Source organism: Microcoleus sp. Pol11C2, assembly GCF_036701505.1.
GTDB lineage: Bacteria > Cyanobacteriota > Cyanobacteriia > Cyanobacteriales > Microcoleaceae > Microcoleus.
The window spans coordinates 1-26,651 of record NZ_JAUBQX010000004.1 but is presented as its reverse complement, the minus strand read 5'-3'; the positions used below and the strand labels follow the sequence as shown (position 1 = coordinate 26,651).

The 26,651-nt window shown below is 46.3% G+C and carries 18 protein-coding genes and 2 pseudogenes; 5 read left to right on the top strand and 15 right to left on the bottom strand.

Annotated features, from left to right (window positions below):
* The first annotated feature begins 11 nt into the window (after positions 1 to 11).
* A complete protein-coding gene (locus tag QUA42_RS03790; RefSeq protein ID WP_333135241.1) occupies positions 12 to 1,685 on the top strand; it encodes an asparagine synthase-related protein in 1,674 nt (557 codons plus the stop codon).
* Positions 1,686 to 2,200: 515 nt separating this feature from the next.
* Here QUA42_RS03790 and QUA42_RS03785 read toward each other — a convergent pair.
* Entirely contained in the window at positions 2,201 to 3,208 is a 1,008-nt protein-coding gene (locus QUA42_RS03785) for a zinc-dependent alcohol dehydrogenase family protein (protein ID WP_333135504.1), read from the bottom strand.
* Between the two features lie 198 nt (positions 3,209 to 3,406).
* On the opposite strand from QUA42_RS03785, the gene QUA42_RS03780 reads away from it, so the two are divergent.
* On the top strand, positions 3,407 to 4,465 hold the full coding sequence (locus QUA42_RS03780) for a transposase (RefSeq protein WP_333135239.1): 1,059 nt from the start codon (positions 3,407 to 3,409) through the stop codon (positions 4,463 to 4,465).
* A 242-nt stretch (positions 4,466 to 4,707) separates the two neighbouring features.
* Positions 4,708 to 8,253 (top strand): EAL domain-containing protein, encoded by a 3,546-nt coding sequence (locus tag QUA42_RS03775; protein WP_333135237.1) that lies wholly within the window; start codon positions 4,708 to 4,710, stop codon positions 8,251 to 8,253.
* 22 nt (positions 8,254 to 8,275) lie between these two features.
* Here the strand turns inward: QUA42_RS03775 and QUA42_RS03770 are convergent.
* The 5 genes and pseudogenes from QUA42_RS03770 to QUA42_RS03750 form a co-directional block, all read right to left on the bottom strand.
* Positions 8,276 to 8,641 (bottom strand): annotated as a pseudogene (locus tag QUA42_RS03770) (four helix bundle protein).
* Between the two features lie 104 nt (positions 8,642 to 8,745).
* Positions 8,746 to 9,264, bottom strand: coding sequence for an acetolactate synthase small subunit (gene ilvN / locus QUA42_RS03765; protein ID WP_333054405.1), 519 nt, complete (start codon positions 9,262 to 9,264; stop codon positions 8,746 to 8,748).
* 348 nt (positions 9,265 to 9,612) lie between these two features.
* A complete protein-coding gene (locus QUA42_RS03760) occupies positions 9,613 to 10,425 on the bottom strand; it encodes a carbon-nitrogen hydrolase family protein (RefSeq protein WP_333135233.1) in 813 nt (270 codons plus the stop codon).
* Between the two features lie 254 nt (positions 10,426 to 10,679).
* Entirely contained in the window at positions 10,680 to 10,808 is a 129-nt protein-coding gene (gene psaJ / locus QUA42_RS03755) for a photosystem I reaction center subunit IX (RefSeq protein ID WP_333037175.1), read from the bottom strand.
* Positions 10,809 to 10,927: 119 nt separating this feature from the next.
* Positions 10,928 to 11,416, bottom strand: coding sequence for a Photosystem I reaction center subunit III (locus tag QUA42_RS03750; protein ID WP_333037176.1), 489 nt, complete (start codon positions 11,414 to 11,416; stop codon positions 10,928 to 10,930).
* A gap of 330 nt (positions 11,417 to 11,746) precedes the next feature.
* Between QUA42_RS03750 and tsaD the strand changes: the two genes are divergently transcribed.
* Together tsaD and QUA42_RS03740 are read left to right on the top strand one after the other, a co-directional pair.
* Complete coding sequence (gene tsaD, locus QUA42_RS03745) at positions 11,747 to 12,820, top strand: tRNA (adenosine(37)-N6)-threonylcarbamoyltransferase complex transferase subunit TsaD (RefSeq protein ID WP_242721136.1); 1,074 nt, start codon at positions 11,747 to 11,749, stop codon at positions 12,818 to 12,820.
* 32 nt (positions 12,821 to 12,852) lie between these two features.
* On the top strand, positions 12,853 to 13,344 hold the full coding sequence (locus QUA42_RS03740) for an N-acetyltransferase family protein (RefSeq protein WP_333135230.1): 492 nt from the start codon (positions 12,853 to 12,855) through the stop codon (positions 13,342 to 13,344).
* A gap of 46 nt (positions 13,345 to 13,390) precedes the next feature.
* On the opposite strand, the gene QUA42_RS03735 is transcribed toward QUA42_RS03740, so the two are convergent.
* The 9 genes and pseudogenes from QUA42_RS03735 to QUA42_RS03695 all read right to left on the bottom strand — a co-directional run.
* On the bottom strand, positions 13,391 to 14,131 hold the full coding sequence (locus QUA42_RS03735) for an HAD family hydrolase (RefSeq protein ID WP_333135228.1): 741 nt from the start codon (positions 14,129 to 14,131) through the stop codon (positions 13,391 to 13,393).
* A gap of 239 nt (positions 14,132 to 14,370) precedes the next feature.
* On the bottom strand, positions 14,371 to 18,585 hold the full coding sequence (locus QUA42_RS03730) for a chemotaxis protein CheB (protein WP_333135226.1): 4,215 nt from the start codon (positions 18,583 to 18,585) through the stop codon (positions 14,371 to 14,373).
* 232 nt (positions 18,586 to 18,817) lie between these two features.
* A complete protein-coding gene (locus QUA42_RS03725; protein ID WP_333135224.1) occupies positions 18,818 to 20,227 on the bottom strand; it encodes an adenylate/guanylate cyclase domain-containing protein in 1,410 nt (469 codons plus the stop codon).
* 551 nt (positions 20,228 to 20,778) lie between these two features.
* On the bottom strand, positions 20,779 to 21,870 hold the full coding sequence (locus QUA42_RS03720) for a 30S ribosomal protein S1 (protein ID WP_333135222.1): 1,092 nt from the start codon (positions 21,868 to 21,870) through the stop codon (positions 20,779 to 20,781).
* 264 nt (positions 21,871 to 22,134) lie between these two features.
* Positions 22,135 to 22,692, bottom strand: coding sequence for a transcriptional regulator NrdR (nrdR, locus tag QUA42_RS03715; protein WP_333135502.1), 558 nt, complete (start codon positions 22,690 to 22,692; stop codon positions 22,135 to 22,137).
* A gap of 216 nt (positions 22,693 to 22,908) precedes the next feature.
* The gene (locus QUA42_RS03710) at positions 22,909 to 23,004 is read right to left on the bottom strand and encodes a photosystem II reaction center protein T (protein ID WP_006635641.1); all 96 of its coding nucleotides are present in this window, start codon (positions 23,002 to 23,004) and stop codon (positions 22,909 to 22,911) included.
* Positions 23,005 to 23,147: 143 nt separating this feature from the next.
* The gene (gene psbB, locus QUA42_RS03705) at positions 23,148 to 24,677 is read right to left on the bottom strand and encodes a photosystem II chlorophyll-binding protein CP47 (protein WP_333064826.1); all 1,530 of its coding nucleotides are present in this window, start codon (positions 24,675 to 24,677) and stop codon (positions 23,148 to 23,150) included.
* Positions 24,678 to 24,875: 198 nt separating this feature from the next.
* Positions 24,876 to 25,205, bottom strand: coding sequence for a hypothetical protein (locus tag QUA42_RS03700; protein WP_333135220.1), 330 nt, complete (start codon positions 25,203 to 25,205; stop codon positions 24,876 to 24,878).
* A gap of 741 nt (positions 25,206 to 25,946) precedes the next feature.
* Positions 25,947 to 26,564 (bottom strand): annotated as a pseudogene (locus tag QUA42_RS03695) (DUF3800 domain-containing protein); the annotation flags it as partial.
* Positions 26,565 to 26,651: the final 87 nt, after the last annotated feature.

Genomic DNA, 26,651 nt, shown 5'->3' with positions numbered 1-26,651 from the left:
TAATTAAATCGATGCAAAATCAGAAGTTGATTAACCCGAATTGGGTGATTGCTTGGGGCCCAGAAGCCCGATCGCACCCTGCAACTTGGGAAACTTCCGGTTTTGCCATAATCGGAGCTGAACCCACCTTCAGCCCCCATCAGCGATTTGTGCTGGTAGGTGACTGCTGCTTCGATCGCAGCCCCATGCTCAAACAACAGATTGACACAGATGGATTGACCGATTTGGCGATCGTCGCGCGGCTGTGGGAGCAGTACGGTACTAAAACACTGAGCTTGCTGTCAGGACAATTTGCCCTTGCCGTGTGGGATAGAGACGAGGAAACCTTGTGTCTGGGGCGCGATCGCGTGGGAGCCAAAACGCTCTATTGTACCCGTACAGGAACGACTCGCTGGATCGCGCCTCGACTGCGATCGCTCAATCCGTATCACGATCGAGAACTTGATTTAGTTGCTTTGCGCGACTACTTGTGCTGTGCGTTTGTACCCGGAGCACAAACGCTGTGGAAAGCCGTGCGAGAGTTGCGGCCCGGTAGCTACCTGTACTTACCGGAAGTTGAGGCGCAGAGATACTGGCAGCCACAGGAGCAAATTACTAACGCCGATCGCCCTTTGGAATGGCACAGTCAACAAGTGCGATCGCTTTTGGAACAACTGGTGCAGGAAGCGCTACCAGCGGGAGAACCAGTCGCAGCATATCTTTCGGGCGGTATTGATTCAAGTTGCGTCACGGCGATCGCCACAAGGCTGCACGATCGTCCGGTGCACACTTTTTCCATGCACTTTGGCGCTCAATATCCCAGCGAGATTGAATTTGCCAACCTCGTCGCAGCACATTGTGGCACTGAGCACCATATTTTAGAAGTTTCGCCAAAGCAAATTTGGGAGTTGCTACCGGAAACGTTGGCGGCGATGGACGATCCGGTGGGGGAAGGCTTGACGGTGCCAAATTTGCTGCTGGGGCGATCGGCAAAGCAATTCGCAGACGTGGTACTCAATGGCGAAGGCGGCGATCCGTGCTTTGGCGGGCCGAAAAATAAGCCGATGTTACTCAACAGTTTGTACGGTTCGATTCAGGGTAAACCAGATCCGATGGCAGCTTACTTGACTTCGTTTCAAAAATGCTATGTGGATTTGCCACGTTTGCTGAAGCCGGAGGTTTGGGAAAAGGTGAAGAATGCGCCTTCCGTCTTTGGTGAGGAATTGCAACAGACAGAAACGACGTTTTTGAATAGGCTGATGCGGCTCAACATTGAGTTTAAAGGAGCCGATTACATTTTGACCAAGGTGAATAATCTCACGGCTGCGGCGGGACTAAAAGCTCGATCGCCCCTATTCGATGCGCGGATGGTGGCACTAAGTTTGCAAATTCCCCCAGAATATAAGCTTTCGGGCGCGCAGGAAAAAGCGGTTCTCAAAGCTGCTGTGGCGGATTTGCTGCCCGATGTCATTGTCAACCGTCCGAAAAGCGGCATGGTGATGTCGATGCAGCAGTGGTTTTTAAGGGATTGGCAGCGGCAAGCGCGATCGTTGCTGCTGAATCGTCATGCGGCGATCGCGCCTTACCTCGATCGAACACTAATCCGCGAGTGGCTAAACTATCGTGGCGAAGTTTTTCCCCGCTATGGGCTGAAGCTGTGGCTGCTGGTGACGCTGGAAATTTGGTTACAAGTCAATCGCCGTTAGTTACCCCAAATTAGGACACGGCGCCGCGCCTTTCGTCGTGTCAACTTCAGCAGTTGACGCCCAAATTTCTCGATCTACAGCGGCATTTTTCCTATGCGGTTTTCGCTCTTGTTTATAGAACTGATTTGACATCTTTTAGGCTGCCAGCCTTTTAATCATCAGCGTAATAATATGAATTCCGGTTGTATTGGAATGATTAAACCGCAGAGGATACAGAGAAACGGAAGAGACAGATGAATCATTCCGATGCCAACGGATTTGATATAAAACCAAGATTCACCTTGGTCGTTGAATTAGCGAGAACTCTCTCAAAATTATTAACCAGGATTTTGCACCTTTCTCTCCAATAATTTCATGTCATGTCCGCTCGATTAACCATAATATTCGGGTCGGGGCAAGTTTTTGAGATTGTCAATTATTGGCAGGTATTCTTGGTGAACCCGCCCTACAAAAATCGCGGTTCCTCGACCGGACATGATATCAGTTGTGAATTTCTTATTTAACCATCCGCATTATTAACCACCCGCAATTTCAAGCACTATTTTACCTGTTACTGATCCTGTTTCTAACAGTTCGTGAGCTGCTTGCGCTTGTTCGAGAGGAAAAGTTTTGCTGACGTGAATTTTTAGCAAGTTGCGATCGCACAAACGAGTGCACTTCTGCAAAATATGAGCCTGCTGTTCCTGTTCCTCCACCAAACCTTCCAGCATCGGGGTTAACATTAATTCCAGACTAATTCTCAGATTCCGCATTCTCGCTGTTTTCAAATTGCCCAAAGCTGGATCGGGTTCCAAAATTGTTACCAAATCTCCATAAATCTTCACAGCCGGAATAGTTTGGTAAAAAGTTTCTCCCCCGACTGTATCGAAAGCCAAATCAACTCCTTGTCCTTGAGTCCAAGTTAAAACCTCATCGACAACATTGGTATTTTTGTATAAAATAACTGAATCTGCACCTAAGTGCTTGACAAAATTGGCTTTTTCCTCAGAGCTAACAGTCGTGCAAACCTCTGCCCCCTGCAACTTCGCCAACTGTACCGCGACGTGGCCGACACCGCCTGCACCAGCTTGAACCAGCACTTTTTGGCCGGCTTCCAAGCGCCCTCGATCGTACAGCGATTCCCAAGCTGTAATTAAAACTAACGGTGCCGCCGCCGCCTCAGCAAAACTTAAAGCAGCAGGCTTGAGGGCGAGAAAGCGTTCGTCTACAACGGCAAATTCAGCATAAGTACCGATCGACCCGCCCATACCGCCATTGCAGAAAAAAACTTCGTCTCCCACTTGGAAACTTTGCACACCAGCACCGACAGCCTCTACGACTCCAGCACCGTCGCACCCCAAAACGTGAGGAGCTTTATCGGGGTAAAAAGTGCCGCGCGATCGCAACTTAGTATCTATCGGATTGATACCAGCCGCTCGCAACCGCACCAAAACTTCAGTTTCTGTTTGTATAGTAGGGGCGGGGATATCTTGCAGTTTCAACACGGACGGGCTTCCGGGGGTTTGAAAAACGATCGCTTTCATCATGGGTGTTACACTAGATCAGATAATCCCTAGACTTTATTGTATATTGCTTAGCAAAGCAACAAAAAACTTTTCGTTTATCCCAAAATTTATGATTGTTGTTGAAAGGCCTTACATAGATCGTCAGCATCAGTTTTATAAACAGTTTGATGACTTATCATTTCTATCCAAAAATCTCAACGATCATGGTAAATATTTATGAGGAAACACTTTTTCACTTCTGAACCTAAAGTTAGTGGTACTAAAATTATCACACAGTTATTTGCCATCTTAAAACCTAGAGACTTCTCTCAATCATTCCCTGCTAAAATTAGCAATCAAGTTCTCAAACAAATTGTTCACGCTTGGGAGGATTGCCAAAAGTCAAGAAGAGCTTATGACCGAAATATACCTACATTTTTATTCCTCCCCAGCATCCCCCAATACCAACCTAAAATCTGTACAGGTAACTTGTTCAGTTCTGATAACCAATCCATAGAAAAAAGGGGGATAAACCCCAATAAGGGACTAATTTATTTATCTCAAAGTGACATAATAATTTCTACAAACTCCCAAAATGTCATAAAGGTAAGGGTAGTTCCTGCAAAAGCGCTATACCTTTTTGAGGTGGCTAATCTAAAGCCTGTAAGGTTGGTGGATTTAAATTACCATCTCAGAGCAGGTATATGTTTAGGGATTGATAACCTCGTCGCTGTGACATCTAATAAGCCAACATTTACTCCAACTATTTATGATAAAAAACCTCTCAAATCAATTAATAAAGGTGTCAATCACCACAGAGCATTTTTACTTTCAAAATTTGACCAGGGAAAATCTACCACGCGCCAAATCCAACAAATCACCTTTAATCGAAACAAGCAATTAGAAAACTACCTTCAGCAGACCAGAAGTTGGATTGTCAAGCGGTTGGGGGATGAGAAAATAATCCAGTTAATTATTGGCACAAATGTGAGGGTAAAACAAAATATCAAATTAGAAAAAAAATATCTCATTTTTGGAGTAAGTCCTCATATCCCGCTCATAAAATTTATTACTTACAAAACTGAGTTAGTCGGTATCAAGGTAATAGTTACACAAGCATATTATACAAATAAGTGCAGTTTTGGGGATTTAGAGCCTGTCGGTAAGCAAGACTCTTGCCAGGGTAAGAGGGGTAAACGCGGGTGGTTTCGGTCTTGGAATGAAAGTCGGATTAATGCTGATGTAAATGCAGCGTTAAATATGATTAGAAAAGTAAACGTAAACTTACCCCATTAGAGGAGTGCCACAACCGTATATATGTGTTTACAATTTCACCTGCACGGGTTCAGCCTGTACGAAAAAAAACACAAAAAGTTCGGTAATGTCAAGTATTGCCAGGTTTTTTGTGAACTGTTAACTCTCTTGTCGCCTTCGTGGCGATCTGACCTTGTATTCGTTACCCATCCGTGACGATACTTAGTTATTTTTAAATAGATTGGCTTCAGATAACTACAACAATTGTCGAGCGGTGCTAATCGATGTTCGATCTAGATTTATTTTTTTACTTTGAGATTCTTGCATATCTTCTGGGATTATTGGCGACTTTAGCCGTGGTGTCCGCGATTTATCTCAAGTGGCACCGAAGGCCTTCCAGTCTACCGCTAGCCCAAGAGCAACGGCAGTTGGTAGACTTAAAGCCCGACGATTTATCTGCAGGATTGAAAATGCGGAAAAACTTTTTGATTTTCCCCAACTCAAATCGGTGGCCGGCAACTGACAGCTTCTTGGGTAAAGTTTTAGGTATAAGCCGTGCTGTATTCTTTGCGAAGCAACAGCGCCTAACTGTGAATTCTTCGCCTATTGTGGGGCCTGGAACCAGCAAAACCCTAAGTCTGAGCATTTCGGGTTCGAGGGGGGAAAATCCCGATCGCCCGAATGCCGAGAATCCTCCCAAAGTTAATGCTTTCGCGCAATTAGAGGAAGATTTGCTGGGCGAAATCCTAGCAGGTACTGATTCGCCGGGGGGAGCAGAATTCTTTGATGCCTTAGTTTGCCACTTAGCCTCAGCACTCGGAGTTCGCACCGCCGTAGCTGCCAAATCGATCAAGTCGAAGGCACGCACCGATGCTGCTGCCGATAGATTGCAACTTATCAGTTTTTGGAGCGACGGACAGCAGCAGCCAAACTTTGAGTGCGACACCGCCAATACTCCCGAAGCGCGGGTGCTGGAGGCGGGAATGTATTCCTGTCCCGACAACCTCGGGGAAACCTTTCCAGAAGACCGCAGACCGGTAGTTACAGGTGCGCGCAGTTTCCTGGGAGTCTTGCTGAAAAACTCTTACGGCGAACCTTTAGGCATTATTTGTATTTTCCACGATCGACCCCTGGTCGAAGCACATCTTGCCAAATTCCGATTAATTCTCAGCATCTTTGCCGGACGGGCCGCCGCCGAATTAGAGCGGCAGCGCCTAGAAGCAGCACTGTCCACTGTAGAAGCGAAATACTGCGCCCTGGTAGAACAAATGCCCGCTGTCACCTACATTTCTCCCCTCAACCGCAAGGCTGCCAAACTTTACATCAGCCCGCAAATCGAGACTTTTCTAGGTTATTCTGTAGCTGAATGGAGAGCAGACCCTGACCTGTGGTTGAAACTCGTTCACCCAGAAGACCGTGATCGGGTGTTAGTTGAAAACGCCACACAGAAATTCAGCGATGGAGAAGATATTTTCTGCGAGGGGTCGCTGGTTTCAGAATACCGCGCGATCGCCCGCAACGGCCGAGTCGTCTGGTTCCGCGATCAAGCGACCGCAGTTCGCGATGAAGCAAGCAAGTCTGTCATCCTTCAAGGCGCAATGTTTGACATCACCGAGACGAAAGTAGCTGCCAGCGCGCTACTAGAAAGCGAATACCGCTATTACACCTTGGCAAAAATACTGCCTGTCGGGATTTTCCGCGCCGACGCTGCTGGAGATTGCTTGTACGTCAATGAGCGATTTTTGGAGATGGCGGGACTAACTGCACCAAAGGCACTAGGCGAAGGTTGGGCGCAAAGTTTGCATCCCGAAGACCGCGAGCGCGTTTTGAGCCAGTGGTATCGCGCTGTCACAGACAAGTTGCCCTGTAAGTTAGAGTACCGCTTTTGCAACGGTGACTTCACAACCTGGGTATTTTGGCAAGCAGTGCCAGAAATGACCAAAAGCGGGGAAGTTCTAGGCTATCTCGGCACGTTGACCGATATCACCGATCGCAAGCAGGCAGAATTCGCGCTGCAACAGGCGGAAGAGAAATACCGCAGTATCTTTGAAAATGCGATCGAAGGCATTTTCCAGACAACGACCGACGGACGCTACCTCAGCGCTAACCCTGCTTTGGCGAGAATTTACGGCTACGAGTCGGCCACCGAATTGATCGCGAATATCCAAGACATAGACCGCCAACTTTACCTCGATCCCAACCGGCGCGTCGAGTTTTTGCGCGCGATCGAAAAACACGGTTTTGTGTCAGAGTTCGAGTCCCAAGTTTACCGCGCTGACGGCACTACTATCTGGGTTTCCGAGAACGGCCGGGCAGTTCGCGACCCTGACGGAAATTTACTTTACTACGAAGGCACTGTCGAAGATATTACCCTCCGCAAAATAGCCGAAGATAAGTTAGTACACGATGCTTTGCACGATATGCTAACCGGTTTGCCCAACCGATCTTTATTTATGGATCGCTTGGGGCACGCGATCGATCTTTCAAAACGTCGCCCCGAGATTTTGTTTGCAGTGCTGTTTATCGATCTCGATCGCTTTAAGGTTGTTAACGACAGTTTGGGGCATTTAGTGGGCGATCGGTTGCTGATCGCGATCGCGCAGCGCCTGGGAATCTGTTTGCGCGCTGGAGATACCGTTGCCCGTCTCGGTGGCGACGAATTCGCTATTTTGCTGGAAAATATCAAAAGCGCCGAGGATGCGATCCAGATTGCCGAACGAGTGCAGGCGGAACTGGCAGAGCCTTTTTACCTTAACGAGTATCAAGTTTTTACCAGTGCTAGCATTGGGATTGTTTGTTCTGGTTTTCCTCCGTATCCCAGGGAAACCAGCAAACTGTCGAGTCCCGAAAATCTGGGAAATATCGATCGGGAAACTTCTTTGTCTTGCTTACCTTCTGATTCTCCTGTTCCCAATGTCCCGTTGTCCATATTGTACGATCGGCCTGAAGAACTGCTCCGAGATGCAGATGCTGCCATGTATCATGCTAAGGGATTGGGCAAAGCTCGCCACGAAGTTTTTGACTTAAGTATGCACACTCGCGCCGTCGCCCTTTTGCAACTGGAAAACGACCTGCGACGCGCTTTAGACTCCCAGGAATTTCAGCTTTACTATCAGCCTATCGTCTCTCTAGTTACTGGTAGAATCAGCGGTTTTGAAGCGCTGTTGCGGTGGTATCACCCGCAGCGGGGTGTCGTATCTCCTGGCGAGTTTATTTTAGTAGCTGAAGAAACTAGATTGATTATACCTATGGGCTGGTGGATGATGCGATCGGCTTGTCATCAGATCCACGAGTGGCACCAAAAATTCCCAGCAAATCCGCCGTTGACTGTCAGCGTCAACCTTTCTAACCAACAATTTAAACAACCGGATTTAATCGATCGCATTAGCGAAATTTTACAAGAAACTCAGCTTGACCCTCGCACTTTAAAGGTAGAAATTACTGAAGGCGTTATCATGGAGAATGCCGAATCAGCAGTGGCTATCCTCGCGGAATTGAAAAATTTAGAAATTCAATTATATATTGACGATTTCGGCACTGGCTATTCTTCTTTGAGCCGCCTGCACACTTTTCCAACTGATGCTTTAAAAATCGATCAAGCTTTTGTCAGCCGCATGACTGAAGATGAAGGCAACGAAGCGATTGTACAGACTATTTTAATTTTAGCCAGTCATTTAGGCATGGATGTAATTGCTGAAGGAATCGAAACCATCGAACAGCTTAATTTACTCAGAGCGCTGCAATGCGAATACGGACAAGGATACTTTTTCTCAAAGCCGATAGACAGCATCGCAGCCACACTTTTGATAGAAAGTCAACCTAAATGGTAATTTGAGTGTGGGCTGTTGACTGTTAACCTTTGGCTATTTGTTTGAGTGAATTAAAATAGGCATTGAGTTTTGGTGAAAGTTCATTTAATAAGGGATGCAGGCGCTCGATCTGTTCTTGAGTTAAAATATTTCGAGCTTAGGCAAGTCTTAACCAGTGTCTTGTTTCGTTTAATGAACCTCGGGCAATTTTCACAAAACGCTGATTATCTTGGCAGCTATAGCGTCCATGTCCTTCTGCAATATTAGCACCAACACTATCAGCCGATCGCACTATTTGTTTGCCCATCGTATCCTTCGTAAACTCGTCCCATTTTTTAACAATAAACCATATTTCGTTTAATATTTTTTCAGCTAATTGATAAACTTGTAGGTGTGGCAAGCTTTCCATATTAGCTGGTTTAAATAATTAATAGCCAACAATTAATTAATGACCAATACAAGTTAACCGTCAACCGTCAACCCTCAACAGTCAACAGTCAACAGTCAACTAACTTAAACTTTCGCTTCCAAAGACTTGAGAAACTCAGTATTTACCCCCGACTCCCGCGTCAGGGCAATTTTCCCAGTACGAGCAATTTCCTTAATCCCAAATCTATTCAGAACTTGGACGATCGCCACCATTTTACCGGGATCTCCGACAACTTCCAATGTCAGCGTATCATCACCAATATCTACAACTCGCGCTCTAAAAATTTGAGCTAACTCAATGATCTCCGATCGCGTCCCGCTAGCAGCATTAACTTTCAGCAACATCAACTCCCGTTCCACACAGGGAATTTCCGTTATATCCTGAACTTTAAGCACGTTAATCAACTTGTACAGTTGCTTTGTCAACTGCTCGATAACTTGGTCATCTCCGGGTACAACCATCGTAATCCGAGACACTCCCCCTTGTTCCGCCGGGCCAACGGCCAGACTTTCAATATTAAAACCCCGACGGGCAAACAAACCAGCAATTCGAGTGAGGACACCCGCTTCATCTTCAACCAAAACCGAAAGAGTGTGTTTCATTTCTCCAAAAAGACGCATTTCGTGCAATTCTACTTTCGCCAATTCGCCTTTTAGCAGAAGTGCACGCCCATTGAACCTGCATTAGATATTTTATCGCGAGTTATTGACCGTTCATCTGCGGGAAAAAACAATATATTAAGCAGTCGGGGTCAGAGTCACGTCCGATCGACAATATCACTCATAGATCAGCGTAAATCCGCCCCCACCCGCTTATTGTTGTCGATCGCACCCACATCAGCTAAGTTTTTTTGTGTACGAAAGACACAATTCTTCGCTAGAATAAAAAGTTTTCAGGTCTTGTCCCTGACGGGGAATGAAATTTTGAGACCAATTAATCTCAAAATTCCTTCAAAGAAAAACCCGGTGTTGCAGAGATGGCATCTGGCGCCGGACTTGTTCTAGTCGATCGGGATTAATTTCTGCAATCGCCACACCCGGTTCCTCTCCAGCATCCGCCAACACAACACCCCAAGGGTCTATAATCATCGCGTGACCGTGAGTTTGACGGCGACCGTAGTGGCGGCCAGTTTGTGCTGGGGCAATCATATAACAAGTATTCTCGATCGCCCTAGCTTGCAACAAAACCTTCCAGTGATCCTTGCCAGTGTAAGCCGTAAACGCCGCCGGCACGAACAAAATATCAGCCCCTTTGTACGACAAATGCCTGTACACCTCCGGGAACCGCACGTCATAGCACACGGAAAGTCCCAGCGTCCCTAAATCCGGCGACACATAAAGCGATGGCAAATCTTCACCAGCTTTCACAGTGTTCGATTCCCTGTAAGTAATGCCGTCGGGAACATCCACATCGAACAAATGTACTTTTCTGTACCTTGCCACTTCAGTGCCGTTTGGGTCTACCAGCAAACAAGTATTGTATACCTTCCCCCCTGGAGTCGGCACTGGAAATCCGCCGCCCAGAATCGTTACCTGGAACCGTTGGGCCATCGTTTTGAGGAATTTTTCGCTTTGGATGCCGATCGCCTCTGCTAAAGCAATCTTTTCCTCCTCTTCGCCCATAAACGAGAAATTTTCTGGTAAGGAAACTAACTCCGCACCCCGACGCACTGCCAGGTCGATTAATTCCTCTGCCTGAACCAAATTTTTTTGCAGGTCAGGCAAGCTAGTCATTTGAATTGCTGCGGCGAGATAAGACTTCATCGATTCACAATATTAGTCATTAGTCATTAGTCATTAGTCATTAGTCATTAGTCATTAGTCATTAGTCATTTGTAACTAATTTGATAACTAAATAGTTGATAGCCTTGAATTTTACCCATTTATGCGCTGTATAGCAGGAACTGGTATGTTTGAGAGTTTTGATATTTGAGCTTTAAATTAACCTGTAACTCATAATTCAAAAATCAAAACTCTCAACTTTTACCTAGGTTTTGCAACCTAATTTCCCTCAAATCTTAAGGCATTGGATGGAAAAGCAGGTCGGGGAAAAAGCGGTTAAATTCAATTAAAGCAGCAGCTTGAATAGATATCCAAAGGATAGCCAATACTGGTGCTGTCGAAAGAAACTTGACAAAGTATTGCATGAATTCTGCTCCTGAAAATTCGAGACAGTTGGTAATTGCCGATCGGTCTAGCGCGCTAATTGCTAATTTCTAGTTAATTATTTAACTGTTAGCTATTAGCTCTTCTCCATTTCCCAATTTTAGCGGGGGGAAACAGTAATTTCATCGTCCTTCGCAAACATTTCACCGCTGGTGATTGATGTGAGAGCTGCCAGAGGCCATAAAACGCCACTCAGCATACATTTGATTGCCAAAGGAACGTCGATAATAATCTCTTTTTCCTCTGGGGTTGCTGATTTTTTGGTAACTTGCAGATAAGAACGGCCGACCCAACCAATCCAACCTGCGATATACAAGAACAGTATGCTAGGAATCAAAAAGTCCCCTGCTTTGCTCAAGTTGCCGTCTACGATTAAGTGGGGGTATCCTTCTGGGCCGCACATAGCTTGAGAATAGCGATCGAATCTTGCTTTCGCAGATGCCGGGTCGCCATTGGTAGAACGTGCATTTTTAGCCAGTTCCTTGAATTCGGGAGAGTCTTTGCACGGCACTAAATTGTAAGCCGAAGCAACTGGAGCAAAACTGATCCAGACACTCAACACTAAAATTGCAGCAAACAATCGTCGCATGGAATTGTTTCCTTTTGTTACAAAACAATAAGTTTTTGTACAAGCATTTCAACTTGCCGATCTGGAATCCAGATGATCGTGTTTGTTGACAGTGTAAAGTATCCATCATTGATGCGGCAAAGCCCAATAGAATGAGGGATTGCCGTTTTCATAGGTCAATGCTGAGCTAGCAATACCGCGAGGATATTCCTTCATTGCATCAGAGGATGACCTTACCTGTCGATCGGGCAAAAATCCCTTAACAATAACCTGAGTACAGGTAGAGCGGGGGACTTGCGCCGAATTAGTTAAGCTAGCAATAACTAACCTATCAAATAAAATTACCAGTTAATGGCAACCATTTTCGCAATCGAAACAAGTTGTGACGAAACAGCAGCAGCAATTGTTAAGAATCGTCAAGTTTGCAGCAATGTTGTAGCATCGCAAATTAAAATCCACGAGCAGTTTGGTGGGGTTGTGCCGGAAGTGGCTTCGCGGAGTCACCTAGAAATGCTCAATCAGGTAATTGCCCAGTGTCTCGGTGAAGCAAACCTGAGTTGGTCAGAAATTGACGGCATTGCAGCGACTTGTGCCCCCGGTTTAGTAGGTGCATTGTTAGTCGGGCTGACAGCGGCAAAAAGCTTGGCAATAGTCCATCAAAAACCTTTTTTAGGCGTCCACCACCTCGAAGGGCACATCTACGCTTCTTACCTTACCGAACCCGACTTGCAGCCACCGTTTTTGTGTTTGTTAGTTTCCGGGGGACACACTAGCTTTATTTATGTCAAAGATTGCGGCGTTTATGAAACTGTAGGACACACACGCGACGACGCCGCGGGCGAAGCTTTTGATAAAGTTGCGAGACTCTTGCAGCTAGGATATCCCGGCGGGCCGCTGATTGACAAATTGGCCGCCCTTGGCAATCCCCAAGCATACCCTCTACCAGAAGGCAGAATTTCTTTGCCTGGTGGCGGCTACCATCCTTACGACAGCAGTTTTAGCGGCTTGAAAACCGCAGTTTTGCAATTAGTACAGAAACTCAAGAAACAAAATAACAATGTGGGTGCTGAAGGCATCTTGCCTGCCTCTACAATTAATGATATTGCGGCCAGCTTTCAGGAAACAGTAGCCAAGGGTTTAACAAAAAGAGCGATCGACTGCGCGGTAAATTTCGGGCTTACCACTATTGTAGTGGGCGGGGGAGTTGCAGCAAACAGCGGACTCCGAAAACACTTACAAGCAGCAGCAGCAAAACACAACTTGCGAGTATTGTTTCCGCCATTAAAATATTGTACAGACAACGCAGCAATGATCGGCTGTGCGGCGGCAGAACACTTGCAGCGAGGACACACATCGCCGCTGACTTTGGGACCAAATTCGCGGATGGCTGTCAGCGATATTATGGAACTGTACAAGAGTCATTAGTTAAGAGTCAACAGTCAACAGTCAACCAAACGATGAAAATCCGATCCGCAGTAGAAAGCGATTTGCCAGCAATTGTCCAAATATATAACGCAGCAATACCGGGCAGAATGGCCACAGCAGATTTAAAACCAGTCTCAGTCGAAAGCCGCCTCCCGTGGTACAGAGAACACTCCCCCAATTCCTGGCCGATTTTGGTAATGGAATCAGAACAAAATATTGTTGGCTGGCTGAGTTTTCAGCTTTTTTACGGACGCGCTGCCTATCAGCATACAGCAGAAGTTAGCATCTACGTTGCACCCGATCGCCAACGCTGCGGAATCGGACAAAAATTATTGCAATCGGCAATTGTGCGGAGTCCAGAATTGAAGCTTAAAACTCTAATAGGAATAATTTTTGCTCACAATCAGCCTAGTGTAAGATTGTTTGAGAAATTTGGCTTTCAGCGCTGGGGATATCTGCCGCAAGTTGCCGAACTTGACGGCGTTGAAAGAGATGTCGTAATTCTGGGTTTGCGTTGTCCGTAGGAACTGATATCAATTCCGGTGGCACCGGAATTGATGTGAGGTTGGCTCAATCTGCTAAAATTTTAAGTTCATCCAAAGATGCGATCGCCACATCAGCATTTTCCAAATGACTAACCTGAGCCTTACCCCAACAAATCCCGATACAGCCAGCCGCGCCCGCATTTTTACCCATCTGAATATCGCCCGCTGAATCTCCCACCATCAAAGTTGCTGCGGGATTTACTCCGAGTTTCTCACAAGCTTGCCAAAATAATTTCGGATCGGGTTTATGAACCGTTGAATCCACTCCCATTTCTAACTGAATCCACTCGGCTAATGCGTGGTGTTTCACAAATTTTTCCACCGATACTGTTGTAGCCGCCGAAAGAATTCCCAGTTTTAAACCCGCTTCGGAAAGATATTTCAGCACTTCCAAACTGCCGACAAATAAAGGAGAAACAGCACTATTTTTAAACATTTCGTCAGCTTCGTCAAAAGCGCGGCGCGCAATAGTTAAAGATTCCAGCCATCCCCTGCCGGTTTCGGCGATGTATCCCGCCGCCACAATCTCATTTTCCCTACGACTACCGACTGCTAGCAAGCCCGTGGGGTCAATGCTGCCGCTTTCGATACCGAAAGCCATTTGCAAAGGCTCTCCAACGCCCGGAATTTGAGCGTCTGCGAGGCGCGCTCGCTTCATCCCCAACAGTCTCAAAAATTCTTGAGAATCCTCTAGAGTGCCGTCTTTGTCAAAGATTACGGCTTCGATATTTGAGAAGGTAATACCCCGACATTTAATATTTACCAAGAATCTGAACTCCGTAATTTTTTTATTTTTTTATTTTCCCATATTGCGCTATTTTTGGCAATTCTTAATTGCCCGCGCTCGTTGTATTCCTACAAAATCATGAGACAACATTAGACATCTCCAATAATTATTGTGGAACAGGCATCTTGCCTGTTCAAAACAGGCTTTTGTGGAGATGACTCTTGTTGTAACCCTACCAAATTAGGACACAACGTTGTTGTGTCTCTACAATCAAAAAATTAAAATCTTTCCGCTAAATTAGCAACTATTAATGCTAGGTGAACTGGCTGAAAAGGTTTGGAAATATGGGTTTTAAAACCTGCTTCGATCGCCCTTGCGCGTTCTTTACCGCTCGCATACGCAGTCAGCGCAACGGCTGGGATTTCTCCTCCGGCTTCTGCAGCAAGAGCTCGCACTTCTCGAATTAAGAAATACCCATCCTCCTCTGGCATTCCGATATCGGAAATTAGCACGTCATATCTGCCGGGGTTTTCCTTCATAGCAACGAGCGCACTTCTGGCAGATGCAACTGTCAAAACCTCAGCCCCGTAGCTGTCGAATACAAATTCTAAGAGATCCCGGGTATCGATCCGATCGTCCACAACTAAGATGTGCAAGCCTTTTAAAGAGGGGACGCGCTCGCTAGAGGCGTTTAAAAGCCCTACCAAAGCAGTTGACTTTAAATCGATCGCCGATGTCAACTCTGGAGGCAGCGATCGCAACGGCAATCTCAGAGTCATTGTAGTTCCTTGTTCCTCGCCCGGACTTTCGGCTTGCACCGTTCCCCCGTGCAATTCAACCAGGTGACGCACGATCAACAAACCCAATCCCAGCCCTTGATTCGCCTTAGTGCTGCAGGAATCGCCTTGATGGAAACGATCGAAAATATATGGCAAAAATTGTGCCCCAATTCCTTTTCCCGTATCGCTGACTCGAAGTTGAGCATGATTCTTGATCGTCGATAGCATGATTTCCACTCGTCCCCCCGCCGGAGTAAACTTAATCGCATTCGACAGAAGATTCCACACAACTTGCTGCAAGCGATTGATATCTCCTAAAACAGTCGTAGAAATCAACTGCGAAACAATTTGAATGTTTTTTGCTTCGGCTGATAATTGAACCCCCTCCAGCGCGGCTTGCACCACTAACCGCAGATCGATCGGACAAATGCACAGTTGAAGCTTGCCACTGGTAATCCGGGAAATATCCAGCATATCTTCGATTAACTGAGATTGCCCCCTCGCGCTGCGCTCGATCACATCTAGGGCGCGAATAGCCTGTGCTTCATTAAGCTTGCCAGAGCGCAGAATTTGTGACCACCCCAGGATCGGAGTCAGGGGATTGCGGAGCTCGTGGGAGAGATTCGCCAGAAATTCATCTTTACTACGGTTTGCCATTTCTGCCTGTTGGCGGGCCACTTGTTCCTGCAGTAATAACTGCGAGCGTACTGCCTCAAACTGCTTGCGCTCCGTGATATCCTCGATCGACAACAGAATCATTAAAGCTTCATTTTCTCGTTGAAGTTTACAAGCATTCAGCAGCATAGTTTTCTGCCCGATCTGGTCAAACAGGTATTCCCACTCAAAGTTTTCAAGCTGAACATCACTAACTAGAATATCTTCCAAGATCCATCGCAATTGGGGGATATTCCACTGCCCGTTTCCTAGCTCAAACAGCGAAATATTTGCTGTTTCTGAGGATAAAACCTGAAATGTTTCATAGAACGATCGATTTGCTTTGTTCACTCGGAAATCAGGATCTAGCACGATTAAAGGCGTTTGCACAGTTTCCACAATGGTTTCAGCGTAGTTTCGCGCTTCTTCCAAGGTTCTGGCACTGCGTTTAAGAGCATCAATATCGAGCAAAACCATTACCACACCGTCAATCTGGTTTTCCGTTGTCCGGTAAGGACGAATGCGGAGGTTGTACCAATATCCCGATAAAGTTTGAACTTCTTGTTCTTTCGTCTGGAGAGTATCAATCACCTCCAAAATCATCTGTTCCAAGTCTGGAACGTTTAGAGTTGAACGGATGTCGCTAAAAGGTCGTCCAACATCTGTGGGAATCACACTAAAAATTTGCTGTGCCGTTGGCGTAAAACGTCGAATCTGTAAATCGTTTGTCAGCATTAAGATAGGGATATTGATACTGGAAAGCAAATTTATCAGATCGTTATTCACCAGGCTTTGTTCAATATTTCGGCTGCGAAGTTCATCGTTAGTGGTAGTGAGTTCCTCGTTAGTGGCTTGAATCTCTTCTTTGGCAGTTTCTAACTCCTCATTGGTGCTTTGTAACTCCTCGTTGCTCGATAGGATTTCTTCGTTCGCAACTTTAAGGTCTTGGTTTAGAGTTTCCTGATCCTGGATCACCGCTTGCAGTTGGGCTTGAGCCGCAGTTTTTTCTTGGTTAGCGACTGCAATTTGCTGCCTCATCAGCTCAATTTCGCGCACTAAATCAGCTTGCTCGAAGCTTTCAGAAGGGAGAGTGCTGAAGTTAAGCACCGGGGGTGAAGCCTCTTCAAATACCACCAAAAAGTAGCGTCCTTCGGCTGCCTGTGGCAGGAAGGGAATCACCTCAAAATTGACGATACTCGATCGTCCGCTCAATTCCAGCAATACCCTTTCTTTTCTAATGCTTACGTTCTGCGTTTGTGCCTGATAAATCGCGGTGCGAAGCTCAACCAGCAAGCCTGCCCTTGCCATTGTCAGCAAGTTTAAGTCAGGCGTTCCGGCTACCACTCTCAAGTAAGGATCGATGTCTCCCCGCACTTGCAAGATTTTCATCTGCTCGTTGACAACCACACTGGCTGGGGCATATCGATTTAAAATCAGTTGGTCAGTTTCTTTTTGTAAATCAAAGCTATTCGTAAAATTGTCCTTAACTTCCTGCCGTTCACGTGCTTTAGCTACGGGATAGGAACTCGGCGTAAACGAAAAATTGGGACGAGTCGCCGTCAACTTTTTGGCATAAATTTTAGACTTTTTATCCACTGAAGTAAACAAGTAGGAAAATTCTCCGGTACTCTCAGAAGTGCCTAACAGGAGAAAGCCCGTTGACTTAAGACTGTAATGGAAAATCGGCATCACTTTTTTTTGCAATGACTCTCCCAAGTAGATCAGCACATTGCGACAGCTAACTAAATCGATATTGGAAAAAGGCGGGTCGCTGCCTAAGTCTTGTCGGGCAAATACACAGAGTTCGCGGACTGCCTTGCTGATTCTATAGCTACCTCTTGCTTCGGGAATAAAGAAGCGAGTACGTCGCTCTGGTGAAACATCTACCATCTGGTTTTCTGAGTAGACGCCAGACCTCGCTTTGCCGATCGCCTGTTCGCCAATGTCCGTGGCAAAAATCTGGATCGGTGGCTGGATAGCTTGATCGCTCAAAAACTCTAACAAACAAATGGCGATCGAGTAAACTTCTTCACCTGTGGAACATCCCGCCACCCAAATCCGAATCGGAGTTTCGGCCGATTTATTTTGGGTAATAGTGGGGAAAACCAGCTCTTTTAACTTTTCAAAGGCTTCGCTGTCACGGAAGAAACTGGTAACGTGGATCAAGATTTCTCCATACAGGGCTGTGACTTCAGCCGAATTGTGTCGAAGATGTTGGGCATAATCATCTAAGCTTTCGAGCTTGTACAACACGATCCGTCGCTGGATGCGTCGAGCGATCGTCGTGGGTTTGTAGTGGCTGAAATCTACGCCTGTGGTCGATTTTAGCAGCGCAAAAATACTTGCCAGGGCATCTCCCTCTGCGAGCGATTCCTCAACTTGTGTCAGGTGAAGCGAACCCGTGAGAAAGGGATGGCGACTATAGTTTGCCAGTTCCTCGGCAATTTTTTCCGGTGGCAGAACGAAATCGACATTGCCTGTGGCAACAGCGGTATTCGGCATACTGTCGAATTTTGCCGTGCCTTGACATTGAGCAAAAGTCATGCCTCCGGCTGCTTTGATGGCGTTGAGCCCGAGTGAACCGTCTCCGTCTCCCCCGGATAAAACTACGGCGATTGCTTTGTACCCGCGATCGATCGCCAATGACGTAAAAAACGCATCTCCGGGCATATATTTGCCATAAATCTTCTCGCGTGGTAATAGTTGTAGCACGCCTTCACATAGCACCATCTTGGTGTTGGGCGGAATGATGTAGACTTGATTTGCCTCTACAACCATCCCGTCTTTTACCTCACTAACAGGCATTTGCGTCTGTCTGGTGAGAATCTCGGTCAGCAAACTTTTGTGATTGGGGTCTAAATGCTGAATCAGCACAAACGCCATACCCGTATCTAGCGGTAAATGGCTGAGTAACTGCGTGAATGCTTTCAACCCTCCTGCTGAGGCGGCAATCCCAACAATGGGAAAGGGGGCATCGGTTTTTGCTGATTGTTCGATGTCGAGGGCAGGTGGTGCGATCGATTCGGGTGTATTTTCTGGAGATAATTGAGGAGAAGTCATGATGTGAAGTCCTCGACTTCAGTTATTGAGCCGCAAACATCTCTGGTAAGCCTGCTGCTGATTAATTCAGACTATTTTTATCAGAGCTTAGGTTGCCATCATAATGGCAGTCGCTTCAGGATGAGCTAACTGTTGGAGCCATTATCTGAGGGCAATCGAAAACCTATATCTGCTGTTGGGACGATCGCAACGAGAGGCTGGCAATAACTAAGTAGTATATCTGCTTACCTACTTAGCTTCTTTCAGCGACCTGTGTAGCAGACAGCGCGATTACTGATTCCGTATTAATTCTAGCAGTATAAGTGACTTGTGGGCCTTGTATGCCCTTTAAATCTTCAACTCGTTTGTGAATTTCGGACACTCCAGCAGCTTTTAATGCTGTTAAAAATGCTTCGTCGCTGTAAACTTCTTCGGAAAACGAAACTTCGTCACTTTTAGAAAGATTTTGAATCCGGGCAGCTTTGTTGACTGTGGAACCAAAATAGTCGATCGAATTATTGAGATTTACGAGCAAAGCCGTACCTCGGTGAATACCAATTCTGACTTGAATCCACTCTGCTTGTTGGCGAGTTGAATTGTATTCTCTTAAACGGGCCACAGAACCGACGACCGCCATAATTGCTTGTTCGTTGCTGATAAAGGAAGCCATGACGGCATCGCCGATGGTTTTAATTACTTTCCCGCCAAATTTTTCAATAGACTCAAAAAAAATTTCAAAATGATCGCGCACAATATTGTAAGCTTTCGTATCTCCCAGCGTTTCGTACATTCTGGTAGAACCGGTAATATCGGTAAACATAATAGTCAGCGCCCGAATCTTGACTCGCTCTCTTTCCGATATTACTTGAGAGCCGAACAAACGCTTATAATCCGGGTGATGAAGCAGTTGCATTCCTGATAGCCGCAGGGGCAGTTGTTCTAATGTCAGTTCATCGGGCAATTCATCTGAATGCAAAATCAACCCGGACAAATTGTGATCGGTATTAGTTAGTTCCAGCTTAACTTTTCCCGGACGCACGGCTAGCTCTGTTTTGTCAAAATCTGGGCCGGCTAACTGCTGGAGTTTAATTTCTTGTATGTCTTCTGTTTCTTCGCCTTCAACCTTTAAAATCCCTTTAGCTAAAGTCAGGGGACAGCAGTACCGATATCGACCGTTTTCTAAGGTGACAGTCTGGGATTCGGTGCAGTATAAAGGCGTTACCAGTTGCAGTTTGCTCTGGAGTACGGGGGGGGGAGCGCAGACGGGCCGCAGTTGCGGGTCTTCGATTTCTTTGTTTAGGGAAAAAGTAACTTCGACACGATCGAGCAAATCAATTTTAAACTCGCGCTCGCACATCGGGCAAAAAGACATTTCTGATGTGTCTGCCAAGTCCTTAAATTCTTCTGTAATCATGTTGCAGTGGGGGCAGTGGATATCCCAGTGCAAGTCGAAGACACCAGCTTTTACTCCGTGCAGAAATTCTGAAGTAATTTTTTTAACATTCTTGACTGTATCGCCTGCTACGTAATAAGGATTAATTCTCAATCTCTGCAAAATGTGGGAACCAGTCAACCAGTTTTCGATTTGGTCGATCGTTCCTTTGCTACAATTGGGACGTTTTTTTAGCTGTTCTAATTTTTCTTTTAATAGTTCAATGTTCATGATCCACTTGCCTTTGAGCGTCAGGGCAAGAAATGTATAATAATTTTGTTGTATACTTTGCTCGTCTGGTTGGTTCTGGCGTGAGAATTCTGATGAGTTTGCACCTGTGCGGATGTCTCTGGCCTTTATAAAAGTTAACAAATTAGCAACATAAAAGCCATGCCTATTTAGGCAGATTGAGCGCGCTTTCACTTGTTTTAATTCAAAGTGCGATCGCTGCATCGGTCTACAGTAATATCTTAAATCTCGGTAATTAAGAATTGGGAATTGGCAATTGGCAATTGGAAATGGGGAATTGGGAATTGTCAACCACCCAGCAGCGACTAATGACTAATGACTAATATCAATTCCCGCTGCCTCGGAATGATATCAAATCCGTGCTTCCGGAGTCGGGCGTAAAGTCGTATCAAACTGCCCACAAATAATTCGCGCAATTTTCATTTTTTTGACTCACAGTCAACAGTCAACAGTCAACAGTCAACAGTCACAGAGCGATATAACTCAAAAAAAAAGAGGGAAAATTCCCTCTTTTAATCACACTAACTGCGATGTTATTCTTCCGTCGCAGGAGGGATTTCTTCCTCTACATCTAATACTGCTTCGGGTGTGGCTTCTGCTGCTACTTCGGGTGCGGCTTCGGGCACATCCTCTTCCATTGCTGAGGGCACGTCTTCGAGTATTTCGTCGGAGATGTCATCACCATCGATGGAGTCTACAGGAATGTCTATGCCTGCTTTAGCTTGCTTTTGAGCCAGCATTTTCTCCCGGAACTTAGCTGCCATTTCCTCAGCTTTTTCGTACACCAATTCGCGATTTTTAACCATCGCGCCCGGTTCCGGTTCCAACTGCTTGGTGGAGAGAGAAATCCGGCCCCTCTCGGCATCCAAGTCAATGATCATCACTTTCACTTCGTCGTTGACATTGAAGACGCTATGAGGCGTATCGATGTGATCGTGTGAAATTTCCGAGATGTGCAGCAAGCCGCTGACGCCGCCGATGTCGATAAAGGCACCGTAAGGCTTGATACCGCGTACTGTACCGATGACGACTTCCCCGACTTCGAGGCGGTTCATCTTGCGCTCAACTAAGGCGCGACGATGACTCAACACTAGGCGGTTGCGGTCTTCGTCTACCTCTAAGAATTTTAATGGTAATTCTTCGGCGACTAATTCTTCCTTCGGTTTGCGGGTACTTATATGAGAACCGGGAATAAAGCCTCGCAAGCCTTCTATTCTCACGAGTGCGCCCCCACGGTTGGTGGCAAATACTTGCGATCGTACTGTGGCATCTTCTGCTTGCAGTTGTCGCACTCTTTCCCACGCCCGCATATACTCGATGCGCCGGATGGACAGGGTTAATTGTCCGTCTTCATTTTCATCGGTTAGAATGAAAAATTCTCTGGTTTCGTTTGATTGCAATACCTCTTCAGGGCTTTCGACTCGATTGATCGACATTTCCTGAATGGGAATGTACGCTGCTGTTTTAGCACCGATATCAATCAGAGCGCCCCTGGGTTCTATACTAAAAACTGTACCCGCTACTACATCGCCCGGGCTAAAGTGATAGTCATATTTATCAAGTAGGGCTGCAAAATCTTCGTGAGTAAAGCCGATGTCTTTGACTGTGGTTTTGAGATTGACCATGCGAATAGTTTCCTAGGATTTCTCTCCTTCATGTTTTTCGTGTGCCGGCAGATATTAGAGATTTTGGTGAAAAAGCGGTTAACTTTTTTCCAAATCTTTTACTAAAGTCAGTTTTTGCTAACTTTTGCCGGGTGCAACTGCACACCAGCGCTTGCCATTACTGTTACTCCATACTCTGTGTTAAAACGTTTAATCTTAACATTCCGAGTCAAGTAGACCATTATAACTTACGCGCATACTGGTTTAAAATTAATTTAAGCGAGCTTAGCTGGGAGTAGCGCAGGATGCTGGGCTTTCTCGATCGACTGCTTCGGAATCAGGCAAATCTGCGTCAAAATTTGTCTCATTTTCTATAACTTCAGCTTCGTTGAGGGGATTCTGAAGGTGATTTAGAGTATCTACAAAATCTCGGATACCTCGAAATTGCCGATATACGGAGGCAAAACGGACATAAGCGACTTCGCTGAGGGGTCGCAGGTGCAACAGCACCAGTTCCCCTATTTCTGAACTGGCGATTTCTCGGAGCGATCGACCTTGGAGTTGCGCCTCGATTTCTTCTGCGAGGGTTTCGAGATGCCCGGAAGACAAACCTGTTTTTTCGCAGGCCCGAATCAATCCCCTGACTAATTTTGACCTGTCAAAAGATTCGCGCTTGCCGTCCCGCTTGATCACCGTAATCGGCACAAATTCTATGCGTTCGTAAGTTGTGAAGCGGTGCTGGCAGCTCAAACACTCACGCCGCCGACGAATGCTTTGACCTGATTCGGCTGAACGCGATTCTAGAACGCGACTATTTGTGTGTTGGCAGGAGGAACAGCGCATGATTGCTGATTTTAACAGGCGTTGCCAGCAAATTGCCATTCATCTAACCGCTTAGGGTCTGATGAATGGCTGGACTAGAAAAATAACTTAGCAAACAGCGGTAAAATAGTCCCGCACCAAATTCGTTAGCGCAGCCCTCGAAGAGGATCACTTATGATGCGGGCTAACCGCAGTCCGGTTCAGGATATTTTGGACTTGCCGCAGGCGTATAGCTAATTATTTGCCAATCCGGGGAGGTTCCCGAAAGGCGATCGCAAAAAATAGTACGCCTATGGCTAAAGCCAGAATCAAAATGTAAGCAACACTTTCCATGTTAAATTTTCCCTATCTTCCCTTGCCGTATTATTTTATCTTAATTGTTGGTTTTATTATTAACTAAAAAAACCCGGTTTCTTGAAGAAACCGGGTTTTTGTGTAGCGGGGAAGTTTCCCCTCTACCCCGAGGCTGGCGAAATTTAGAGAGGTTCTTGTCTTCTGGTGGTCACGTCGCCCAGTTTTTGGAATAGGCCCCACTCGACTTGTTCTTCCAGGTCAGCCTCAACTCCAGCAAACACGTCGCGGAAGATTGTCCGAGAACCGTGCCAGATATGGCCGAAGAAGAATAGCAAAGCAAAGCAAACGTGTCCGAAAGTGAACCAACCGCGAGTCGAAGTGCGGAACACCCCGTCAGAGTTCAAGGTTTCGCGATCGAATTCAAATACTTCACCTTTTTGAGCAGCGCGAGCAAACTGCTTAACATCTAGAGGATTATTAAAGGTTTGACCGTTAAGTTCGCCGCCGTAGAAGCTGACGGTAACTCCGCTTTGTTCAAAGCTGTATTTTGATTCAGCACGGCGGAAGGGGATGTCAGCACGAACGACCCCATCTTTGTCCGTCAAAATTACTGGGAAAGTTTCAAAGAAGTTGGGGAGGCGGCGAACCGACAATACCCGACCTTCGCTGTCAGTAAATACTGGATGGCCCAGCCAAGATTTAGCAATACCGTCGCCATTGACCATCGCGCCGGCCCGGAACAAACCGCCTTTAGCAGGAGAGTTGCCCACGTAGTCGTAGAAAGCCAATTTTTCGGGGATTTGTTCGTAAGCTTCTTGGAAGCTTTGGCCACCGGCCAAGCTAGCTTGAGCTCTGCGATCGATTTCTTGTTGGAAATAGCCACTGTCCCACTGATAGCGAGTCGGGCCAAAAAGTTCGATCGGAGTTGCAGCAGAACCGTACCACATCGTACCCGCAACCACAAAGGCTGCGAAGAACACGGCAGCGATACTGCTAGAAAGTACAGTTTCGATATTCCCCATCCGCAGGGCTTTGTAAAGACGTTCCGGCGGCCGCACTGTCAAGTGGAACAAACCGGCAATTACGCCGACTACGCCCGCTGCAATGTGGTGAGCCACGATGCCGCCCGGATTGAAGGGATCGAAGCCTTCAGGGCCCCAAGAAGGCGCCACTGGCTGGACGTGACCAGTCAAGCCGTAGGGGTCGGACACCCACATTCCCGGACCAAAAAGTCCCGAAAGGTGAAATGCGCCGAAGCCGAAGCAGAGCAAGCCGGAGAGGAACAGGTGAATGCCAAACATTTTTGGCAAGTCGAGGGCTGGTTCACCGGTGCGAGGGTCTCTGAAAAGTTCTAAGTCCCAGAATACCCAGTGCCAAACTGCTGCTAAGAACAGCAGGCCCGAGAGGACGATGTGAGCGACAGCGACGCCTTCAAAGGACCAGAAGCCCGGATCGACGTTACCTTCGCCAGTGATGCTCCAACCGCCCCAAGAACCCGTAACTCCCAAGCGAGTCATGAAGGGCAACACGAACATCCCTTGACGCCACATCGGGTTCAGAACTGGGTCTGTGGGATCAAAAACTGCTAGTTCATAAAGGGCCATTGAGCCGGCCCAACCTGCCACGAGGGCTGTGTGCATTAAGTGTACAGAAATCAATCGGCCTGGGTCATTTAAGACGACTGTGTGTACGCGATACCAGGGTAGTCCCATTGACTGCGGTTCTCCAAGGTGTAAGTGATGATGTCTATTTTTACGGAAAAATCAGATTCTGAATCCCCAGCAGTTACCTGCAGGGTTTAAACTCTGCCTTTTGCCGACTGCCATCTACCTTCAAAGGTGGAGGCATAAAAATGAAAGTTATTTAAAGAAGTGTATCGAGTGTTAGAACCGATTGCAATATGTTGAGCATTACATTAGTTGCGGGTTGCCCATTTCGCAGCGGGCGGCGATCGTCCCGAGGCGTTCGAGGACTTGCTCGGCATCGATCAGTCTGGTGAGGGTGACGTTGCCGATATTTTTGGCGGGATCGGCGGGATCGGGACGGACTGCTGGTTGGACTTCTACCATAAGTACGGCGTCTTCTACGCGGTAGAGCCACATTTTTTCGTTGCGATCGAAAAGACAGAGGTTGAGCTGTTGGATGTCCGGCGCCCGCCTCCAGGCGGCGTGACTCCACTCGCCGCCTACGCCCCAGACGCGCCCAACTTTCCAGCCGTCGGATAAGAAGAAGTATTTCACTTGTGTACGCTTGTTGAGATTTTTTTGTCTAACATAGCGCAAAACTGCAATTGTACGGAATGATTGAACCGCGAAGACGCTTATGACACGAAGGAAGAGTAGAAAGGAAGAGTAGAGAAGATGTAGGTAATCTGCAAGCTGTTGGGGGTAAATCTACAGAATTGTCAGATAAGTTTCGGTCTGGCTAATCGGCAAAACCTCCAATCTTAGGTTTTTCAAGTTGAGTGCAGTTCCCAGCATTTCGAGGAGCAATACTCGTCACAGCGACTCTATAGGGTCAGAAAGTTCTAACCATTCAAATGTGTATGGGGCCCTAACAAGGTTGTGGTAATTTTGCTCTTTTGCTCGCTGGCTGTCGATCGCATCATCTTAATCTCAATTAATATCCCCCAATTATGAGCGTTCGATATTTGACCAAACCTCTTACTATACTATATAATGGTATTAAATGACAGGTGCCCTGAACTGCACGGGGAGGTATGGTACGGTTGAGATACCGTGCGCCTGTCAGAGACAAGGTGCCCCGAACTGCACGGGGAGTTATGGTGCGGTTGAGATGCCGCGCGCCTGTCAACCTGAAAAATACATTTTCCCTGAAAGAAACCATCCCTACCAAAATAACGCCCCGCCAAGGCGTAGAGAGTTATTTTAAGCCCCTTTTAAAAGAAGGTTAAGCTCTCAATAAGGGCGAAATCCACGACTATTATAGTCGTGGATTCGCATTTAAACTTACCGTTCATTTTAGCGGTCTTCAAAGTTGATTTTATGCGGGAAAATAGGAATTTTCAACAACTGCATTTTCGGCTCAAGTAGATTGAATGCTTCCTCCAATTCAGTAGAACCACTGGCTGTACCTGCTTCTTTTGAACTACGATCGATCAAGTACACCACATAATCTGCTAACTGCAAACCAGTGTAAAATTCTGAGAAGCCAAACAAAGGTAGTTCCACAAAGTTAGAAGATTTTTTTTGTGATTTCCAATCTCGGTATACTCTGAGCAATCTCCCATCCTGAATACTGGTATGCTGAGTTGAGCGCGAATCCATAAGTAATATTCCAGTTTCGTTATATTGCTTTAGATAAGCATCTAGCTGCTCTAATAAGAGATTGAAAGTTAAGCGATACAAACCAGTTTCATCTTTAATATCTTCGTTGGTTTCGCGCAATCTTGTTTTGTTGACTTGAACAGCGAATATATTGCCAGGTAACTGACTCATAGTTTCAGAAACTTTCTTGAACGCTCGAAGACGGAATTCCCTTGGAAAATTTTTAAATGAACCCACACCTTGCCAAATATCGCGCCCCTTAAGTTCCCAGTCTTCAGGTTCCCTCCCACTAAATAGCTCCTTTTTAAGTGCTGAAACTTCTCTATAGCAATCCTAAATGATTTTCTATATTTATAAACAATCCTAAATAATTTTCTGTGTGTAAGTATATTGACGTAT